This is a genomic window from Streptomyces hypolithicus (assembly GCF_052934925.1).
Genome location: NZ_CM128811.1, coordinates 3826417 through 3844611 on the forward strand (window position 1 = coordinate 3826417; position 18195 = coordinate 3844611).

The 18195-nt window shown below is 71.6% G+C and carries 17 protein-coding genes and 1 pseudogene; 17 read left to right on the top strand and 1 reads right to left on the bottom strand.

All coding sequences use genetic code 11. The features are described 5' to 3' along the window. Positions 1-19 precede the first annotated feature (19 nt). From ACU6WZ_RS18025 to ACU6WZ_RS18050, 6 genes are all read left to right on the top strand, one after another. Complete coding sequence (locus ACU6WZ_RS18025) at positions 20-607, top strand: sigma-70 family RNA polymerase sigma factor (protein ID WP_447029067.1); 588 nt, start codon at positions 20-22, stop codon at positions 605-607. Continuing rightward, positions 604-1365, top strand: coding sequence for an anti-sigma factor family protein (locus ACU6WZ_RS18030; protein WP_447029068.1), 762 nt, complete (start codon positions 604-606; stop codon positions 1363-1365). The genes ACU6WZ_RS18025 and ACU6WZ_RS18030 overlap by 4 nt, the downstream gene beginning before the upstream one ends. A 128-nt stretch (positions 1366-1493) precedes the next feature. Continuing rightward, the gene (locus ACU6WZ_RS18035) at positions 1494-3902 is read left to right on the top strand and encodes a HelD family protein (RefSeq protein WP_447029069.1); all 2409 of its coding nucleotides are present in this window, start codon (positions 1494-1496) and stop codon (positions 3900-3902) included. A 392-nt stretch (positions 3903-4294) separates the two neighbouring features. Continuing rightward, positions 4295-5728 (top strand): NAD-dependent malic enzyme, encoded by a 1434-nt coding sequence (locus ACU6WZ_RS18040; RefSeq protein ID WP_447029070.1) that lies wholly within the window; start codon positions 4295-4297, stop codon positions 5726-5728. A 335-nt stretch (positions 5729-6063) separates the two neighbouring features. After that, a complete protein-coding gene (locus tag ACU6WZ_RS18045; protein ID WP_447029071.1) occupies positions 6064-6345 on the top strand; it encodes an HU family DNA-binding protein in 282 nt (93 codons plus the stop codon). Positions 6346-6547: 202 nt separating this feature from the next. After that, positions 6548-6709 carry a hypothetical protein gene (locus ACU6WZ_RS18050; RefSeq protein WP_447029072.1) on the top strand — a complete coding sequence of 54 codons (162 nt, stop codon included), beginning with the start codon at positions 6548-6550 and terminating at the stop codon, positions 6707-6709. Positions 6710-6841: 132 nt separating this feature from the next. Here ACU6WZ_RS18050 and murA read toward each other — a convergent pair whose 3' ends face one another. Beyond that, complete coding sequence (gene murA / locus ACU6WZ_RS18055) at positions 6842-8182, bottom strand: UDP-N-acetylglucosamine 1-carboxyvinyltransferase (protein WP_447029073.1); 1341 nt, start codon at positions 8180-8182, stop codon at positions 6842-6844. A gap of 253 nt (positions 8183-8435) precedes the next feature. Here murA and ACU6WZ_RS18060 point away from each other — a divergent pair, with 253 nt between their 5' ends. The 11 genes and pseudogenes from ACU6WZ_RS18060 to ACU6WZ_RS18110 all read left to right on the top strand — a co-directional run bounded on the left by ACU6WZ_RS18060 (position 8436) and on the right by ACU6WZ_RS18110 (position 18132). Then, complete coding sequence (locus ACU6WZ_RS18060) at positions 8436-8996, top strand: YqgE/AlgH family protein (RefSeq protein WP_447034109.1); 561 nt, start codon at positions 8436-8438, stop codon at positions 8994-8996. Positions 8997-9026: 30 nt separating this feature from the next. After that, positions 9027-9335 carry a DUF3039 domain-containing protein gene (locus ACU6WZ_RS18065; protein WP_447029074.1) on the top strand — a complete coding sequence of 103 codons (309 nt, stop codon included), beginning with the start codon at positions 9027-9029 and terminating at the stop codon, positions 9333-9335. Between the two features lie 227 nt (positions 9336-9562). Then, entirely contained in the window at positions 9563-9805 is a 243-nt protein-coding gene (locus tag ACU6WZ_RS18070; RefSeq protein WP_447034110.1) for a glycoside hydrolase family 20 zincin-like fold domain-containing protein, read from the top strand. Positions 9806-9850: 45 nt separating this feature from the next. Further along, entirely contained in the window at positions 9851-10270 is a 420-nt protein-coding gene (locus ACU6WZ_RS18075; RefSeq protein ID WP_514132732.1) for a zinc ribbon domain-containing protein, read from the top strand. A 20-nt stretch (positions 10271-10290) separates the two neighbouring features. Then, positions 10291-10659: pseudogene (locus ACU6WZ_RS18080) on the top strand (family 20 glycosylhydrolase); the annotation flags it as partial. 310 nt (positions 10660-10969) lie between these two features. After that, positions 10970-11866, top strand: a complete 897-nt coding sequence (locus ACU6WZ_RS18085) for an FAD binding domain-containing protein (protein ID WP_447029075.1) — start codon at positions 10970-10972, stop codon at positions 11864-11866. Then, entirely contained in the window at positions 11863-13269 is a 1407-nt protein-coding gene (locus tag ACU6WZ_RS18090) for a (2Fe-2S)-binding protein (RefSeq protein ID WP_447029076.1), read from the top strand. Before ACU6WZ_RS18085 ends, ACU6WZ_RS18090 begins: the two co-directional genes overlap by 4 nt. Continuing rightward, on the top strand, positions 13266-15596 hold the full coding sequence (locus ACU6WZ_RS18095; protein WP_447029077.1) for a xanthine dehydrogenase family protein molybdopterin-binding subunit: 2331 nt from the start codon (positions 13266-13268) through the stop codon (positions 15594-15596). The genes ACU6WZ_RS18090 and ACU6WZ_RS18095 overlap by 4 nt, the downstream gene beginning before the upstream one ends. A gap of 461 nt (positions 15597-16057) precedes the next feature. Then, positions 16058-17503 carry an MFS transporter gene (locus ACU6WZ_RS18100; RefSeq protein ID WP_447029078.1) on the top strand — a complete coding sequence of 482 codons (1446 nt, stop codon included), beginning with the start codon at positions 16058-16060 and terminating at the stop codon, positions 17501-17503. 47 nt (positions 17504-17550) lie between these two features. Next, positions 17551-17748 carry an Arc family DNA-binding protein gene (locus tag ACU6WZ_RS18105; RefSeq protein ID WP_447034111.1) on the top strand — a complete coding sequence of 66 codons (198 nt, stop codon included), beginning with the start codon at positions 17551-17553 and terminating at the stop codon, positions 17746-17748. After that, entirely contained in the window at positions 17749-18132 is a 384-nt protein-coding gene (locus ACU6WZ_RS18110) for a type II toxin-antitoxin system death-on-curing family toxin (RefSeq protein ID WP_447029079.1), read from the top strand. It begins immediately after the preceding gene. The last annotated feature ends 63 nt before the right edge of the window (positions 18133-18195 follow it).

The window sequence follows — 18195 nt, forward strand, 5'->3', positions numbered from 1 at the left end:
TCTCGACCAGGAGGTTCGGGTGCGCGAAGATGCGGCCGTGGCCGAAGACCGTCAGCACAGGGCTCGACATAGGAGCCAGCGGCCGCGCGCCGAAAGACCTACTCCCGACGAGGAGTTGATGCGCGCGCTCTACCGCGAACATGCCGGACCCCTGCTCGCCTACGTACTGCGCCTCGTCGCAGGAGACCGCCAGCGCGCCGAGGACGTCGTACAGGAGACGTTGATCCGTGCCTGGAAGAACGCCGGTCAGCTCAACCGGGCGACCGGCTCCGTCCGCCCCTGGCTGGTGACGGTCGCTAGGCGCATCGTCATCGACAACCATCGCAGCCGGCAGTCCCGGCCGCAGGAAGTCGACCCGTCGCCGCTGGAGGTCATGCCCGCGGAGGACGAGATAGACAAGGCGTTGTGGCTCATGACGCTCTCCGACGCGCTCGACGATTTGACTCCCGCCCACCGGGAAGCACTTGTCGAGACGTATTTCAGAGGACGTACGGTCAACGAGGCGGCCGAAGTGCTTGGCATACCCAGCGGGACCGTCAGGTCCCGGGTCTTCTACGCACTGCGCTCGATGAAGCTCGCGCTGGAGGAACGAGGGGTGACGGCATGACCACGCAAGACCGGCACTCCGAGCATGACGCCGTCGGCGCCTACGTGCTCGGCATCCTGGACGACACGGACGCCACCGCCTTCGAGGCCCACCTGGCCTACTGCGAGTACTGCGCGGCCCAGCTCGACGGCCTCGCCGGTATGGAGCCCATGATGGCGGCCCTGGCCGAGTACCCGGGCCCGCCGAGGACACGGACCGAAGCGGAACCAGGTCCGCAGCTCCTGACCCGGCTCACCGACCAGGTGGCTGCGGGCCGCGCGCAGCGCAGGCGACGCGGTTTCTACCTGGTGGCGGCAGCCGCGGTCCTGGTGGTCGGCGGCCCCACGGTCGCCGTCGTGGCGACCTCCGGCGACGACACCGGCGGACCGAACGTCGCGGGAGCCCACCCCACCAGCCCGGCCGAGGACGCCTTCTTCAACCACATGGAGGAGAAGGTCGTCGCGACCGACTCCACCACCGACGTCAGCGCCACGGTCGGCATGGAGAGCAAGGCATGGGGCACCCACACGGTGCTTGAGCTCAAGAACGTCAAGGGCCCGCTGAAGTGCAGCCTCATCGCCGTCTCCAAGGACGGCAAGGAGGAGACGGTGACCACCTGGGCCGTCCCCACGTGGGGATACGGCATCCCGGACAGCGCGAACAAGGCCGCGAAGAACCCGCTGTACGTCCACGGCGGCGCGGCGATGAACCGTGACGAGATCGACCGCTTCGAGGTCCGCACCCTGGACGGAGAGCGCCTGGTAGAGCTCGAAGCCTGACATGGCAGAGCTCGAAGCCTGACAGATCCTGGCAGATCCCCCCATTGCGCCGCTGCGGACAGGTGCGCTGACCGCCCCCCTTCGCGTACGGTTGACGGCTGCTCGCAGCACGTCAGAAGGGGGCCCCGGTGGCCGCGCAGGATGCCGCTGTCGATTCCGTGAACTCCGTCGCCGACTCCTCCTCACAGGAGTCGGCACGGACACGTGAAATCGGTGTGGAACAGGATCATCTGGATCAGGTGTACCGCCGTCTGGAGGAGAAGATCCACGAGGCGGAATTCCTCATGAACGACGCCGCCCAGCGCGGCCAGGTCGGCACGCCCGGCGCGCTCGCCGAGCGCGACGCGCAGGTTTTCCGCGCCGGGATCCATCTCAACCGGCTCAACAACGAATTCGAGGACTTCCTCTTCGGACGCATCGACCTGCTCCGCGGCAAGGACGGCCAGAAGGGCCCCGACGGGGCGTACACGTCGGTGGAGGCGGCCGACGACGCGGTACGCCCCGACCTCGCCGCCGACATCGCCGAAACCCTGCACATCGGGCGCATCGGCGTACTCGACTCCGACTACTCGCCGCTGGTGATCGACTGGCGCGCGCCGGCCGCCGCGCCGTTCTACCGCTCCACGCCCAAGGACCCGGGACGTGTCGTACGCCGCCGGGTCATCCGCTCCAAGGGCCGCAAGGTGCTCGGCGTCGAGGACGACCTGATGCGCCCGGAGCTGACGGCCACCATCGACGGCGCTCCGCTGCCCGTCATCGGCGACGGCGCGCTGATGGCCGCGCTGGGGCAGGCCCGCAGCCACACCATGCGCGACATCGTGTCGTCGATCCAGGCTGAGCAGGACCTGGTGATCCGCGCCCCCGCGGCCTCGGTCACCGAGGTCTCCGGCGGCCCCGGCACCGGCAAGACGGCGGTGGCGCTGCACCGCGCCGCGTACCTGCTCTACCAGGACCGCAGGCGCTACGCCGGCGGCATCCTCGTCGTATCGCCGACACCGCTGCTCGTCGCGTACACCGAGGGCGTGCTGCCGTCGCTCGGCGAGGAGGGTCAGGTCGCGATCCGCGCGGTCGGCTCGCTCGTCGACGGCGCGGAGGCGTCGACGTACGACGAACCGGGCATCGCCCGCATCAAGGGCTCCTCGCGCATGCTCAAGGTGCTGCGGAGCGCCGCGCGCGGCGCCCTGGACGCGGCGCCCGACCCGGCCGCTCCCGCCGAGGACGGTCAGCTGGCGTTCGGTGCGGGCGAGGAGGAGCCCGCGCAGGCCGGGCCGCCCGGCCGCTTGCGGGTCATCGCCTTCGGGCAGCGCGTCGAGCTGGACGCCGAGGAGCTGCGCCGCATCCGGCACGACGTCCTGGGTGGCACGGCCCCCGTCAACCTGCTGCGCCCGCGCGCCCGCAAGCTGCTGCTGGACGCCCTGTGGTCGAAGTCCAGCGGCCGCGGCAGATACACCGACGCCGAGCTGCAGGCCGAGCTGCGCTCCGGCTTCGACGAGGACATCTCGACCGAGCCGGAGTTCATCGACTTCCTCGCCGCCTGGTGGCCGGAGCTCACCCCCCGCCGGGTACTGGCCGCCATGGCCGACGACAGGCGCCTGGGCCGCTGGGCCCGCCGGGTCCTGAACCCGCGCGAGACCCGCCGGCTGGCGCGCTCGCTGGGGCGCCTGGACGCGGACGGCACGGGCCCGCTGTCCGTGCACGACGTGGCGCTGCTCGACGAGCTCCAGATGCTGCTCGGCACCCCGGCCCAGCCGAGGAGGAAGCGCGAGTACGACCCGCTGGACCAGCTCAGCGGCCTGGAGGAGCTGATGCCGCAGCGCGAGGAGTCGCAGCGCGAGCGGGCCGAGCGTCTCGCGCAGGAGCGCACCGAGTACGCGCACGTCATCGTCGACGAGGCGCAGGACCTCACCCCCATGCAGTGGCGGATGGTGGGCCGCCGCGGCCGGCACGCGACCTGGACGATCGTCGGGGACGCGGCCCAGTCGTCCTGGTCCGACCCCCAGGAGGCGGCCGAGGCCCGCGACGAGGCGCTCGGCGCCCGCCCGCGCCGCCGCTTCACGCTCACCGTGAACTACCGCAACCCCGCGGAGATCGCCGCCCTGGCGGCGAAGGTCCTGGCGCTGGCCATGCCCGGCATGGAGTCGCCGGCCGCCGTCCGTTCCACGGGCGTCGAGCCGCGCTTTCGCGCAGTACGGGACAAGGACCTCGCCCGGACCGTCCGCGAGGAGGCCCAGCGCCTGCTGGACCGCGTGGACGGCACGGTCGGCGTGGTCGTGGCCATGAACCGGCGCGCCCAGGCCGGCAGGTGGCTCGCGCCGCTGGGTGAGCGGGTGGTGGCGCTCGGCAGCCTGGAGGCTAAGGGGCTGGAGTACGACGCGACCGTCGTGGTGTCGCCAGGCGAGATCGCCGAGGAGTCACCGGCGGGCCTGCGCGTGCTGTACGTGGCGCTGACGCGTGCGACGCAGCAGCTCACGATCGTGTCGGCGGACCGCGACAAGCCGGACGCCGCGACCGGGGTTCCGGCGCTGCTCAGCGATTGATCCGCGGTCAAGGCGCCGAGAGGGAGTCACTTCCCGGAGTGGTTTGTTAGCCTGGTGTTGGCACCGGCTCGATCCAAGCCCCCGGGCCCAACCTTCGTCGCTTAGAGCGACCACTTGCCGCGAGGCGAGCATGGCGGGCCGGTGCCACCTAGCGCTTGTTGTCGTATGTACGTACAGAAGAGGTCCGCGTCGCCCCACGGGTGGCGCGGACCTCTTCTGTTTCCCCTGCACTTCTCGTATGGTGGAAAACAGTTTCCGAAAACACGGTGTCCGATAACAAAATGCCCGCATTACCTGCTACCAGCAGGTAGGTGCGACCATCGGATTGCGTTGCCGGGCAACAGTCGCGGCGGCGTTGGCAAAGAAGCTAGGGAAAGCAGAGGAATCCGGTCATGGCAACGGCGCCCAGCGTCTCGTACTCGATGACGGTCCGGCTGGAGGTTCCCGCGAGCGGGACCGCGGTCAGCCAGCTCACCACGGCCGTGGAGTCCTCCGGCGGGTCGGTGACCGGCCTCGACGTGACGGCCTCCGGTCACGAGAAGCTGCGGATCGACGTCACGATCGCGGCGAGCTCGACCGCGCACGCCGACGAGATCGTCGAAGGACTGCGCGACATCGACGGTGTCCTGCTGGGCAAGGTCTCCGACCGTACGTTCCTGATGCACCTCGGCGGCAAGATCGAGATGGCGTCCAAGCACCCCATCCGCAACCGTGACGACCTCTCGATGATCTACACCCCGGGCGTGGCGCGGGTCTGCATGGCGATCGCCGAGAACCCCGAGGACGCCCGCCGCCTCACCATCAAGCGCAACTCCGTCGCGGTGGTGACGGACGGCTCCGCGGTGCTCGGCCTCGGCAACATCGGCCCGATGGCCGCACTGCCGGTCATGGAGGGCAAGGCCGCCCTGTTCAAGCGCTTCGCCGGCATCGACGCCTGGCCGATCTGCCTGGACACCCAGAACACCGATGAAATCGTCGCGATCGTCCGCGCTATCGCCCCCGGCTTCGCGGGCATCAACCTCGAAGACATCTCCGCGCCCCGCTGCTTCGAGATCGAGGCACGCCTGCGCGAGGCCCTCGACATCCCCGTCTTCCACGACGACCAGCACGGCACCGCCATTGTGGTGCTGGCCTCGCTCACCAACGCGCTGCGGGTGGTCGGGAAGTCGATCGGTGACGTACGGGTCGTCATGTCCGGCGCCGGAGCGGCCGGTACGGCCATCCTCAAGCTGCTGATCGCCGCGGGCGTCAAGCACGCGGTGGTCGCCGACATTCACGGCGTGGTGCACGCGGGCCGTGAGGACCTGGTGGCCGCCGCCCCCGAGTCACCGCTGCGCTGGGTCGCCGACAACACCAACCCGGAGGGCGTCACCGGCACCCTCAAGGAGGCCGTGGTCGACGCGGACGTGTTCATCGGCGTATCGGCTCCGAACGTGCTGGGCGGAGAAGACGTGGCGGCCATGGCGGACGGTGCGATCGTGTTCGCTCTCGCCAACCCGGACCCCGAGGTCGACCCGGCGATCGCCCGTCAGACGGCGGCAGTCGTGGCCACCGGTCGCTCGGACTTCCCGAACCAGATCAACAACGTGCTGGTCTTCCCCGGTGTGTTCCGTGGCCTGCTGGACGCCCACTCACGGACCGTCAACACGGAGATGATGCTGGCGGCCGCGGCCGCCCTCGCCGACGTCGTCACCGAGGACGAGCTCAACGCGAACTACATCATCCCGTCCGTCTTCAACGACAAGGTGGCGGGCGCGGTCGCCGGAGCCGTGCGCAGCGCCGCCAAGGCGGCCGGGGCCGCTGTGACGGGTTCCACTTCCCTCTGACCCCGCGCCGCGACCCGCGGCACCCACCCGGCGCGTCGCGGGTCGCGGGGGATTGCGGGCCCCTCTAGGGTGGCGGGCAGCGAGCCCGCAGACCCCGGCAGGTCCATGCGGTCCGCTTCCGGCAGCGGACGGAGCGTCACCAACGCGAAGCAGCGGCGCTTTTCGTGTGACTCCGGAGAGTGCCGGATTGGCTTTCCCGCCGCGTGTGGGGGCAGGATGCGTATTTGGGCGCGAGGGTCTGACGACAGACCCGGGTCCGGGGACTGTCCGAGGGCCCTGGCAGCATCGGCTTCGATCTCACGCCTTACAGGCAAGAAGAACACGGGAGTACAAACATGAACCGCAGTGAGCTGGTGGCCGCCCTGGCCGACCGCGCCGACGTGACCCGCAAGGACGCCGACGCCGTGCTGGCCGCTCTCGCCGAGACCATCGGTGAGGTCGTCGCCAAGGGCGACGAGAAGGTCACCATCCCCGGCTTCCTGACCTTCGAGCGCACCCACCGTGCCGCTCGCACCGCTCGTAACCCGCAGACCGGCGACCCGATCCAGATCCCGGCCGGCTACAGCGTGAAGGTCTCCGCGGGCTCCAAGCTCAAGGAAGCCGCCAAGGGCAAGTAACACCCCCAAGGCAGAACCGATGGGGGCGACCACCCGGAACACGCCGGGCGGCCGCCCCCATCGGCGTTCGCGCGGCCCTGCTCGCGCAGCCGCAGCTCGCGCACTCCTTCCGGCGACCGGGAATATTTTCCGCCCGGGAGGTTTGCTTTTCCGGAAAGTGGTCAGGAGCTTCTGGTCCGACTCAGTTGACCGGGAGTGAACCGTGCGCGAAGTGAATCCGAACCGCCCGAGCCGATTCCTCTTCCTCGTGGGCGCCGCGCTGCTGACGGCGACGCTCGCGGCGAGCCTCGGTACGGGTCCGCTCTCGTCCGGCGCGGACGGCAAGGTCTCGCAGACGTCCTCCACGTCCGCCGACGAGGACTGACGAGCGCACGCACGACCCACGCACACACGTACTGCGCACGCACACACGTACTGCGCACGCACGCAACGTACGCCGAAGGGGCGGCCACCCGATGATCCGGGTGGCCGCCCCTTCGGCGTACGTGCTGAGCCGTCAGACGAGCGCGCCGCCCGGCAGCTCGACCTTCGCGCCGAGCTCGACGAGCTTCTCCAGGAAGTTCTCGTAGCCGCGGTTGATCAGGTCGATGCCGTGCACCCGGGACGTGCCCTGGGCCGCCAGGGCCGCGATCAGGTACGAGAAGCCGCCACGCAGGTCGGGGATGACCAGGTCGGCGCCCTGGAGCTTCGTGGGGCCGCTGACGACCGCCGAGTGCAGGAAGTTGCGCTGGCCGAAGCGGCAGTCGGAGCCGCCGAGGCACTCGCGGTAGAGCTGGATGTGCGCGCCCATCTGGTTCAGCGCGGAGGTGAAGCCCAGGCGGGACTCGTACACCGTCTCGTGGACGATGGACAGCCCCGAAGCCTGCGTCAGTGCCACGACCAGCGGCTGCTGCCAGTCGGTCTGGAAACCGGGGTGCACGTCCGTCTCCAGGGCGATCGCGTTGAGCGGGCCGCCCGGGTGCCAGAAGCGGATGCCCTCGTCGTCGATCTCGAACGCGCCGCCCACCCGGCGGAACGTGTTCAGGAACGTCATCATCGAGCGCTGCTGGGCGCCGCGCACGTAGATGTTGCCCTCGGTAGCGAGCGCCGCCGACGCCCAGGAGGCCGCCTCCAGGCGGTCCGGGAGCGCGCGGTGGTTGTAGCCGCCGAGCGCGTCCACACCGGTGATCTGGATGGTCCGGTCGGTGTCCATGGAGATGATCGCGCCCATCTTCTGCAGTACGCAGATGAGGTCCTCGATCTCCGGCTCCACGGCGGCGTTCGACAGCTCGGTGACGCCCTCGGCCAGCACGGCCGTCAGCAGCACCTGCTCGGTCGAGCCGACCGACGGGTAGGGCAGCCGGATCTTGCAGCCGCGCAGCCGCTGCGGGGCCTCCAGGTACTGGCCGTCCGCCCGCTTCTCGATGGTCGCGCCGAACTGGCGGAGCACCTCGAAGTGGAAGTCGATGGGCCGGCCGCCGATGTCGCAGCCGCCGAGGCCCGGGATGAACGCGTGGCCGAGCCGGTGCAGCAGCGGGCCGCAGAACAGGATCGGGATGCGCGAGGAGCCCGCGTGGGCGTCGATGTCGGCGACGTTGGCGGACTCGACGTGCGACGGGTCGAGGATCAGCTCGCCCGGTTCCTCGCCGGGGCGCACCGTCACGCCGTGCAGCTGGAGCAGTCCCCGTACGACGCGCACGTCACGGATGTCGGGCACGTTGCGCAGGCGGCTGGGGCCGCTGCCGAGGAGCGCGGCGACCATCGCCTTCGGCACCAGGTTCTTGGCGCCGCGGACGCGGATCTCGCCCTCGAGCGGGGTGCCGCCGTGGACAAGCAGTACATCGTCAGTGCCGGTCATGGATCTCGCGTTCCGGAGTTGTCGGACAGGGGGCCAGAGAAAAGAGTAAGGGGCGAGTGCCCCTGTCCCGTAAGGCCGAGGGGGCCCCGTGTATGTCATGAATCAGACACAACACGCTCCGCAGGCTCATCTCTGCGGAGTGTTACGTTCCGCGGGCGCGCGCTCCCGCTGCTGCGGTGCGCCCTGAGCTGCGCACCCTTGAACAGTGCCGTCCGCTCCCCCCGGAGCGCCGATGTGCGGGATCATGTCCCGCATGACGGAGGTGTCCTCGCTCACAGGGCGGCTGCTGGTGGCGACCCCGGCGCTGGTGGACCCGAACTTCGCGCGCGCGGTGGTGCTCCTCATCGACCACGACGAGGAGGGCTCGCTCGGGCTGGTCCTCAACCGGCCGACGCCGGTCGGCGTCGGTGACGTTCTGCTGCCGTGGGCGACCCTGGCGGGGGTTCCCGACGTCGTCTTCCAGGGCGGCCCGGTCTCGCTCGACTCGGCGCTCGGCGTGGCGGTGATCCCCGGCGACGAAGGACCCCTCGGCTGGCGCCGGGTGCACGGCGCGATCGGCCTGGTCGACCTGGACGCCCCGCCGGAACTCCTCGCCGCCGCCCTCGGCTCGCTGCGGATCTTCGCGGGGTACGCGGGCTGGGGCCCGGGCCAGCTGGAGGGCGAACTGGAGGGCGGCGCCTGGTTCGTCGTCGAGTCGGAACCCGGCGACGTGTCGTCCCCCGAACCGGAGACCCTGTGGCGGGCGGTCCTGCGCAGGCAGCGCAGCGAACTGGCGATGATCGCGACGTACCCGGACGACCCGAGTCTGAACTGAACGGGCCCGGGGTGAGTACCCTTGGACGTCATGAGCACTCTTGAGCCCGAGCCCGAGCGCGGGGCAGGTACGGGGACCCTCGTCGAGCCGACGCCGCAGACCTCGCGCGGCGACGGAGACCACGAGCGGTACGCCCATTACGTCCAGAAGGACAAGATCATGGCGAGCGCGCTCGAGGGCACGCCCGTCGTCGCGCTGTGCGGCAAGGTCTGGGTCCCCGGCCGTGACCCGAAGAAGTACCCGGTCTGCCCCATGTGCAAGGAGATCTTCGAGGATCTCGGCGCCGGCGGCGACAAGGACAAGGGCAAGGGCGGCAAGGACAACAGCGGCAAGAAGTAGGCAGGTAGTAGGCAAGAAGTAGCGGTACGCAGGTTCCGGGGCCGGCCCCCGCAGTGCGCAGCGGCGTGCCGCGGGGGCCGCGCTGCTCTCCGGCCGCCCTCCTCCTCCGTACGCGATTCACGCCATTCACGCTGGTCGTTGGTCGTTGGTAAGGACTACGCCGTGCTCGATCTGGTACCGGCTCCCGGAGCTGCCGCCTGGGCGCCCCCGCCAAGGGCCACTACCCCCTGGGCCCCGACACCGTCCTCTTCGCGCAACCCGGCACGGAGGGCACCGCCCGCTGGCTGCGCGCGACGGTCGGCGCCGCCACCGGGCTGCCGCTGGCGCCCGGTACGGACAGCACGCGGGCCGGCAACCGCATCGAGCTGCGCATCGACCCCGAGGTCGAGCAGGAATTCGGCCCGGAGGGCTATCGCCTCGTAGTGGACGGCTACCTCGTCCTCAGACCGACCGGCGCCCGTACTTGGTGACAGCACAAGACCACCACCGCCATCGCCGGGAAGTACGGCACGGTCGTGGTCGAAGCACTCACCATCACGAACATGGTCAAGTCCGCCAAGGGCACCATCGACCAGCCGGGGAAGAACGTCGCCCAGAAGTCCGGCCTGAACCGTGCCATCAGCCAGCAGGCATGGGGACGGGCCGTGACGATGCTGACGTACAAGACCGCCCAGCGCGGCGGCACCCTGCACAAGGTCCCCGCCCCCGGCACCTCCCAGCGCTGCTCGGCCTGTGGGTTCACCACACCCGGCAGCCGGGAGTCACAGGCCGTGTTCGTGTGCAAGAACCCCGAGTGCGGCTGGGAAGGGAGCGTCGACCACAACGCGTCCCGGAACGTCTTGCACCTGTACCGGATGGGCCTCGCGCTCGTCCCGGCTGCCGGGAGGGCAGTCGTCAGGCGCGCCCGCCGCGTCAAACCCGCCACCGCAAGGTAGGCAGGAATCTCCCGGCCTCAGCCAGGAGAACACTTCAACGCTTCGAGCCCGTGCCGCAGCAGCTCACACCGGAGGAGGCGCGGCACGTACTCGGCACCCAGGCCAACGTCTGGACCGAGGTGATGGAGAACCAGGGCCGCGTCGACTACCAGACGTTCCCGCGGCTGGCGGCCTTCGCCGAGGTCGCCTGGTCGGACCTGCCGGCGCCCGCCGAGCGCGACTTCTCCGGCTTCGAGACGCGAATGGCGAGCCACTACCGACGACTTGACGCCCTCGGCGTCGACTACCGGCCACCGGGCGGCCCGTTGCCCTGGCAGCAGCGCCCGGCCCCCGACGGGAACGCGGCCGGTCTCGGACGTCCGATCGAGGGGACACCCCCAAACGTGTGAGCCTGAGGGGAAGCTGCGTGCCGCGCCGAGCCGGGCCTGGCACCGTGGAGACCTTCGCTCGGCAAAAGTCGTAAGTCGCACAAGGGTCACGCAAGGGTCGCAGAAGAGTGCCAATCAGCGCGCACCGCCAAGGAAGTGCGAAACCGGACTAATGCCCTGCAGGGGGACGAGGGAGTCCCCGCGGGTGCCCGGCCGACCCTCGCGTCGGCCGGTTCACAAGATGTGCCAGAGTTGCCACGTCCGGGCTGTGAGCACGTACCGTACGGCGCAGCAGACGGGACAGCCGGGACACCGGGAAGGGGCAGCTGGGTTGACCACGCACGCACCGCAGACGGCGCAGTCCGTGACGCTGCCGTCCTCGCTCGACGAGGCCGTGGCGGCGCTGACCGCCATGCCCGCCGCCGTGCCCGTCGCGGGCGGTACGGACCTGATGGCGGCAGTGAACTCCGGTCAGTTGCGCCCCGCTGCCCTGGTCGGGCTCGGCCGGATCAGCGAGATCCGCGGCTGGCAGTACCAGGACGGGCACGCCCTGCTCGGCGCCGGCCTCACGCACGCCCGGATGGGACGGCCCGACTTCGCGGCCCTCATCCCGGCGCTCGCGGCGGCCGCGCGCGCCGCGGGCCCGCCCCAGATCCGTAACGCCGGCACGCTCGGCGGCAACGTCGTGACCGGCGCTCCGACCGGCGACTCCCTGCCCGTACTGGCCGCGCTGGAAGCGACGCTGGTCATCGCGGGACCCGGCGGCGCACGCCGCGAGATCCCGGTCTCGCATCTGCTGGCCGGCCGGGAGATGCTCGGCGCCGGCGAGTTGATCGGCTTCGTACGGGTACCGCTGCTGCACGCCCCGCAGGTCTTCTTCAAAGCCACCGGACGCACCGGCCCCGGCCGCGCGACCGCTTCGCTCGCCCTGGTCCTCGACCCGGCCAGGCGCGAGGTGCGGTGCGCGGTGGGCGCCATCGCGCCGATGCCGCTGCGGCCGCTGGACGCCGAGCGCTGGATCGCCTCGCTGATCGAGTGGGACGCGGCCCGCAAGCTGGCCCCGGAGGCGTGCACGGCGTTCGGCGAGTACGTCGCGGCCGCCTGCATCCCGGACCCGGCCCCGGCTGAGGACGGGAGCCGGCCGGACCCGCTGCCGCCCGCCCTACTGCACTTGCGGCGCACGGTCGCCGCGCTGGCCCGACGAGCGCTGGGGAGGGCACTGTCGTGAGCGAGAACGAGAACCCCGGGACGCCGCCGGGGCCCCCGTATCCCGGTGGCTGGCGGCCGCTGCCGCAGGCCGGTGAGTACGACGCGGACGCCACCGCCTTCGTGGAGCTGCCCGAGGGCCTGACGGACTTCGGTGGCTCCGGCGATCCGCTGGCCGCGCCCGGCCACGACTACGTACCGCCGCAGATCACCATGACCCCCGGCGCGGCGACCGACCCCGGCGCCACCGGGACGTGGGCTGTGGAGTCGGCGCCGGGCGTGACGCGCTGGCCCGTTCCGGACGCCGCGCCCGAAGCCGCCGCAACCGCAGCCGGCGAGTGGAGCTACGACGCCGCGCCCGCACCCACGGCGGGTTCGGAACTCACCGGCCAGTGGACGATCCCGGTGGCGAACGGCGACCTCCCGGACGATTCCGGCGAGTTCACCACCTCAGCCCTGGCCGCCCAGTGGACCGCCCCCCACCGCCCGGCAACCCTCCCCGGCGGCGCGGCGGCCCCCTGGGCCGACGCCCCCGAAGCGGGCCACACCCTGCCGGGGGGCGCCCGAGCGCCGTGGGAGCCGGAGCCGGAGCAGCGGGCGCCGGAGCCGTACTCTGAGCCGACCGCAGCCGGGGAGGCGCCCTCAGCCCGTCGTGGGGGCCCCGCCCATGCCCCGGAGGCCGTGGGGGAGTTCGAGGACCGGGGTCCGGAGCAGAGCTCCGCCGCTCCGGACCCGGAGCCGGACCCGGCCCCGGAGCCGGACCCGGCCCCGGAGCCGGACCCGGACGCCGACGTGCCGGCGCCCGCCCCGGAGGCGGAGCCCGCGGACGCCGACCCCCGGGCCGCCCACAGCGACCATCCCCACGCCACCTACGTCCTGCGGGTGAACGGCACCGATCGACCCGTCACCGAGGCATGGATCGGCGAGTCCCTCCTCTACGTCCTGCGCGAGCGCCTGGGTCTGGCCGGCGCCAAGGACGGCTGCTCCCAGGGCGAGTGCGGCGCCTGCGCCGTCCAGGTCGACGGCCGCCTCGTCGCCTCCTGCCTGGTTCCCGCCGCCACCACCGCCGGCAGCGAGGTTCGTACGGTCGAAGGCCTCGCCACCGACGGCGAACCCTCCGATGTCCAGCGGGCCCTCGCCCACTGCGGCGCCGTGCAGTGCGGATTCTGCGTACCCGGCATGGCCATGACCGTCCACGACCTGCTCGAAGGCAACCACGCCCCGAGCGAGCTGGAGACCCGCCAGGCCCTGTGCGGCAACCTGTGCCGCTGCTCCGGCTACCGCGGAGTGCTCGAAGCGGTCCGCGACGTCGTCGCCGAGCGCGCGGCGACCGCGGCCGCCGAAGAGGCCCGCATCCCGCACCAGGCGCCGCCCGGCGCGGGCAGTGTCCAGCAGCCCCACCCGCACGACGGAGGCATGGCGTGAGCAACGACGCGGCCACCGCTACCCCCGCCGGCGGCACCCCGGCGGCCGGTGACGGCCTCACCCGGCCCGAGCCGCCCGCCCACGGCCTCGGCGCCTCCCTCCCGTCGGCCGACGCGCGCGCGAAGACCGAGGGCACCTTCCCGTACGCGGCCGACCTGTGGGCCGAGGGCCTGCTGTGGGCGGCCGTGCTGCGCTCCCCGCACGCCCACGCCCGTATCGTCTCGGTCGACACCTCCGCGGCGTCCGAGATGCCCGGCGTACGGGCCGTGGTGACCCACGCCGACGTGCCGGGCGACCCGGCGCACGGCCGCCTCGTCGCCGACCGCCCCGTCTTCGCGTCCGACCTGGTCCGCCACCACGGCGAGGCGATCGCCGCGGTCGCCGCCGACCACCCCGACACGGCCCGCCTCGCCGCGGCCGCCATCGCCGTCGAGTACGAGATCCTGGAGCCGGTCACCGACCCGGAGCAGGCCTTCGCCGCCGAGCCGCTGCACCCCGACGGCAACCTGATCCGCCACATCCCGCTGAGCTTCGGGGACCCGGAGACGGCGGGCGAGGTCATCGTCGAGGGCCTGTACCGCATCGGCCGGCAGGACCCCGCCCCCGTCGGGGCAGAGGCCGGACTCGCCGTTCCCCGCCCGGACGGCGGCGTGGAGATCTACACGGCGTCGACCGACCCGCACACCGACCGGGACCGCGCGGCCGCCTGCTTCGGCCTGGCGCAGGAGCGCGTCAAGGTCGTCGTCACCGGCGTCCCCGGAGCCACCGGCGACCGCGAGGACGGCAGTTTCCAGATCCCGCTCGGCCTGCTGGCGCTCAAGACCGGCTGCCCGGTGAAGCTCGCGGCGACCCGTGAGGAGTCCTTCCTCGGCCACGCCCACCGCCACCCCACCCTGCTGCGCTACCGCCACCACGCGGACGCGGAGGGCCGCCTGGTCAAGGTGGAGGCGCAGATTCTGCTGGACGCGGGCGCGTACGCCGACGCCTCGTCCGAGTCGCTCGCGGCGGCGGTTTCGTTCGCCTGCGGTCCGTACGTCGTGCCGCACGCCTTCATCGAGGGCTGGGCGGTCCGTACGAACAACCCGCCGTCCGGTCATGTGCGGGGCGAGGGCGCGCTTCAGGTGTGCGCGGCGTACGAGGGGCAGATGGACAAGCTCGCGGCGAAGCTGGGCATCGACCCGGCGGAGCTGCGGTTGCGCAACGTACTGGCGACGGGTGACCTGCTGCCCACCGGGCAGACGGTGACCTGCCCGGCGCCGGTCGCCGAACTGCTGCGCGCCGTACGGGACTTCCCGCTGCCCGCCCTGCCCAAGGACACCCCGCGGGACGACTGGCTGCTGCCGGGCGGGCCGGAGGGGGCCGGTGAGCCGAGTGCGGTGCGCCGGGGGGTCGGTTATGCGGTGGGCATGGTGCACATGCTGGGGGCGGAGGGCGCGGACGAGGTGTCCACGGCGACCGTGAAGGTCCATGGCTCGGTGGCCACCGTGATGTGCGCGGCGGTGGAGACCGGTCAGGGTTTCTCCACGCTGGCCCGGCAGATCGTCCAGGAGACGCTGGGCGTCGAAGAGGTCCACGTGGCGTCGGTGGACACCGACCAGCCCCCGGCCGGGCCGGCGACGCACGGGCGGCACACGTGGGTGTCGGGCGGGGCGGTCGAGCGGGCGGCGAAGATGGTGCGGACGCAGCTTCTGCAGCCGCTGGCCCACAAGTTCGGGATGTCCACGGAGCTGCTCCAGATCGCCGACGGGAAGATCACGTCGTACGACGGGGTGCTCTCGACGACCGTCGCCGAGGCGATGGACGGCAAGGAACTGTGGGCCACGGCCCAGTGTCGGCCCCATCCGACGGAGCCGCTGGACGACACCGGGCAGGGTGACGCGTTCGTCGGGCTCGCGTTCTGCGCGATCCGGGCGATCGTGGACGTCGACATCGAGCTGGGGTCGATCCGGGTGGTGGAGATGGCGGTGGCCCAGGACGTGGGGCGCGTGCTGAACCCGGCCCAGTTGGCGACCCGTATCGAGGCGGGTGTCACGCAGGGGGTGGGTGCGGCGCTCACGGAGAACCTGCGGACGCCGCGGGGGCTCGTGCGCCATCCGGATCTGACCCACTACGCGCTGCCTACGGCGCTGGACGCGCCGGATGTGCGGATCGTGAAGCTGGTGGAGGAGCGTGACGTGGTCGCGCCGTTCGGGGCGAAGCCGGCGAGCGCGGTTCCGGTGGTTACCTCGCCGGCGGCGGTCGCGTCTGCGGTTCGGGCGGCGACGGGGCGGCCGGTCAACCGGCTGCCGATTCGGCCTCAGGCGGCGGTGGCGGTCACCGGGGTTTAGCTGGGGCGACGGGGGGCGGGGGCCTGGGGCGCGTTTGCGGGGCCGTGGGGTCGGTGACGTGTCGGGGCGTCTCCTCGGGCGCCGAACGTTCGGGCATCGTGGATTGTTGCTCGGTGGTTGCGTTCGACGCCCTGCGGGGAGCGCCCCGGCACGTCCCCTCCTGGCACCGTGGAGTGCGAGGCGGCGTCCACCGGAGCTGGCACCCCCCTCTCTCGGAGCCGGGGGCCCCGCCTCCGTCGGAGCCGGGGGGCATCGGTGCCGGGGGTGGCCGTCGGTGCCTGGGGGCCGTCGGTGGGGTGCCTGTGCGGGTGCCGGCGTGGGTGCTGGTGCGCGTGGTGGGAGTGGGGTGGGAGTGGGGTGGGAGTGAGTGGGGTGGGTGTGGTGGTCGTAGGACCAAAGGACGAGTGCGGGGGCGTCCAGGGACAGGGGTCATTGTGTGCCATGGCCCTTACTCTGGGGCAATGACCGCCCTGGAACCGCGCGAAGTTGCTGAGGTTGTTGACGACGCTGCTGTACCGGTGGAGGAGAGCGGGGGCGTTCTCGGCGGGAGTCATCGTGCGCTCAGTGTCGGGATTATCGCTGTGGTGCTGCTGATTGCGTTCGAGGCGACCGCTGTGGGGACGGCCATGCCGGTGGCCGCTCGTGAACTGGGCGGCATCCCGCTGTATGCCTTCGCTTTTTCCGCGTACTTCACCACCAGCCTCTTCGCCATGGTCCTGTCCGGGCAGTGGGCCGACCGCAGTGGGCCGCTCGCGCCGCTCGCCACCGGTATTTCCGCCTTCGGGGCTGGGCTGTTGCTCTCCGGGACGGCGGAGGTGATGGGGATGTTCGTGCTCGGGCGGGCCGTCCAGGGGCTGGGGGGCGGGCTGGTGATCGTTGCCTTGTACGTTGTTGTGAGCCGCGCTTATCCCGCGCGGCTGCAGCCCGCGATCCTGGCCGCGTTCGCGGCGAGCTGGGTGGTGGGGCCGCTGGTGTCCGGGACCGTCACCGAACAGCTCGGGTGGCGCTGGGTGTTCGTCGGGATTCCTGTCCTGGTTGTCTTCCCGCTGGTCCTCGCACTGCCGGCGATCCGTCGGATGGCGGCAGGGCCCGCCGGCCCCGGGGCGCCCGTTGCTGGGTTCGACCGGCGGCGGATCCGGCTCGCGCTCGGGATTTCGATGGGGGCGGGGCTGCTCCAGTACGCCGGGCAGGAGCTGAGGTGGCTTTCGCTGCTCCCGGCTGGGGTGGGCGCGGCGCTGCTGGTGCCGTCGGTTCTTGGGCTGCTGCCGCGCGGGACGTACCGGGCGGGGCGGGGGCTGCCCTCGGTGGTGCTGCTGCGGGGGATCGCCGCCGGGTCGTTCATCGCGGCGGAGTCGTTCGTACCGCTGATGCTGGTCACCCAGCGCGGGCTGTCCCCGACACTGGCCGGGCTGTCGCTGGCGGTGGGCGGGGCGACGTGGGCGCTGGGGTCGTACGTACAGTCCCGGCCGCGGATGGAGCCGTACCGGGAGCGGATGGCGGTCGGTGGCATGGTGCTGGTGGCCGCGGCCATCGCGGCGGCGCCCAGCGTGCTGATCGCCGCCGTTCCGGTGTGGGTGGTCGCGGTCGCGTGGGGGGTGGGCTGCTTCGGGATGGGTACCGTCATCGCCTCGACCAGTGTGCTGCTGCTGAAGTTGTCGGCGCCGGAGGAGGCCGGCAGCAACTCCGCCGCCCTTCAGATTTCGGACGGGCTGTCGAATGTGATGCTGCTGGCGATCGGCGGTGCGGTGTTCGCCGCGCTGGGGGGAGGGGCGGTCGGTGCCCACAGCGTGGCGGGCGCCGATGGCTCCCACCCGGCGGCCTTCGCGGCGGTGTTCCTGCCGATGGCGGGGGTGGCGCTGGCGGGGGCTTGGGTGGCGACCAGGTTGCGGGTGGCTCCGGAAGGGTGACCTAGGTACCACGATGGCCCCATTAGTGGTACCTTTTCGGTATGGCTATGAATCTGCGTCTCCGAGACGATCAGCAGGAAGCCCTCAAGCTCCGCGCGGAGCAGGAGGGCCGCAGCATGCACGCCATAGTGCTTCAGGCGATCGACAGGTACCTGGAACAGGAATCGGACCGGGAGACCGTCCGCCGACTCGGTGCCAAGTACGCGCTGAACCATGCTGACCTGCTGCGACGGCTGGGGGAATAGGTGAAGTACCTGACCGTCCAGGAGGTTCTGGACCTGGCCGAGCTCGCGTGTGAGGGGCAGCAGGTCGCGGTGCGTGACCTAGGGCTGCTCAGCTCGGCGGTGCACCGGCCGCAGTCACAGATGTTCGGCGTCGAGGCGTACACGGATCTCTTCGAGAAGGCGGCCGCGTTGCTTCAGTCTCTTGCGATCAACCATCCACTGGTGGACGGCAACAAGCGCATGGCGTGGATGTCGACGGTCGTGTTCCTCGACTTCAACGGGACTGAAATGGTCGATGTCGACCAGGACGAGTCGTACAAGCTCGTCATCGAGGTCGCCACTGGGAACCTCGAAGACGTCGGCCAGATCGCTCGACGCCTGCGGGGTCTGCGCGAAGCGATGTGAGGCGTATCCCACCTCGGGACGGCGACACGGCTTTCTCGCGGCGGTGCAACCGGGCCACCGGTA

Excerpts from the sequence above, each read along its gene's own strand:
- ACU6WZ_RS18030 (WP_447029068.1), top strand. The coding sequence starts at position 604 with ATGACCACGCAAGACCGGCACTCCGAGCATGACGCCGTCGGCGCCTAC.
- ACU6WZ_RS18040 (WP_447029070.1), top strand. The coding sequence starts at position 4,295 with ATGGCAACGGCGCCCAGCGTCTCGTACTCGATGACGGTCCGGCTGGAG.
- ACU6WZ_RS18045 (WP_447029071.1), top strand. The coding sequence starts at position 6,064 with ATGAACCGCAGTGAGCTGGTGGCCGCCCTGGCCGACCGCGCCGACGTG.
- murA (WP_447029073.1), bottom strand. The coding sequence starts at position 8,182 with ATGACCGGCACTGACGATGTACTGCTTGTCCACGGCGGCACCCCGCTC.
- ACU6WZ_RS18060 (WP_447034109.1), top strand. The coding sequence starts at position 8,436 with ATGACGGAGGTGTCCTCGCTCACAGGGCGGCTGCTGGTGGCGACCCCG.
- ACU6WZ_RS18065 (WP_447029074.1), top strand. The coding sequence starts at position 9,027 with ATGAGCACTCTTGAGCCCGAGCCCGAGCGCGGGGCAGGTACGGGGACC.
- ACU6WZ_RS18100 (WP_447029078.1), top strand. The coding sequence starts at position 16,058 with ATGACCGCCCTGGAACCGCGCGAAGTTGCTGAGGTTGTTGACGACGCT.
- ACU6WZ_RS18105 (WP_447034111.1), top strand. The coding sequence starts at position 17,551 with ATGAATCTGCGTCTCCGAGACGATCAGCAGGAAGCCCTCAAGCTCCGC.